Origin of the sequence: Mesorhizobium sp. M4B.F.Ca.ET.089.01.1.1 (assembly GCF_004022605.1) — a bacterium.
GTDB lineage: Bacteria > Pseudomonadota > Alphaproteobacteria > Rhizobiales > Rhizobiaceae > Mesorhizobium > Mesorhizobium abyssinicae.
The window spans coordinates 1-596 of record NZ_RZOS01001209.1; the positions used below are offsets into that span (position 1 = coordinate 1).

Annotated in this window: 1 pseudogene; it reads right to left on the minus strand. The window is 71.5% G+C overall.

Going from position 1 to position 596, the window contains the following annotated elements:
- A pseudogene (locus EN780_RS36810) lies at positions 1–523 on the minus strand (AAA family ATPase); the annotation flags it as partial.
- Positions 524–596: the final 73 nt, after the last annotated feature.

Genomic DNA, 596 nt, shown 5'->3' on the forward strand with positions numbered 1-596 from the left:
CCGGCAGGCCGATCGCCTCGATGGCATCGCCGGACAGCCGCCGGTGGCGCTCACTGCCGAGCCGGTTAAGGACGACGCCGGCCATGCGCACGTCCGGGTCGTAGGTTGCAAAACCCTTGGCAACGGCGGCAGCAGTTGTCGATTGGCCCGATACGTCGAGCACGAGCAGCACCGGCAGGCCGTAGAGCCGCGCAAGGTCGGCGGCCGAACCCGTGCGGCCTTCTGGGGCGGGAATGCCGTCGAACAGGCCCATGGCGCTTTCGAGGACGACGAAGTCGGCATCGTCGGCCGCTTGCCTGGCCAGCGCATTGAGCAGGGAAGGCGGCATTGCCCAGCTGTCGAGGTTGACGCCGGAGAGGCCGGTGGCGGCGGTGTGGAAGCCCGGGTCGATGTAGTCAGGCCCGGACTTGGCGCCGCGCACCTTCAGGCCGCGCCGGGCGAGCGCGCGCAGGATGCCGATGGTGACGCTGGTCTTGCCCGAACCGGAGCGCGGCGCGCCGATGATGATGGCGCGCGCCGTCATGGTTCGCCCGCCAGTGCCGCGCGCATGGCGACGATGCCGCCGACGACGATCAGCGCCGGCGGGGCGAGCCCGG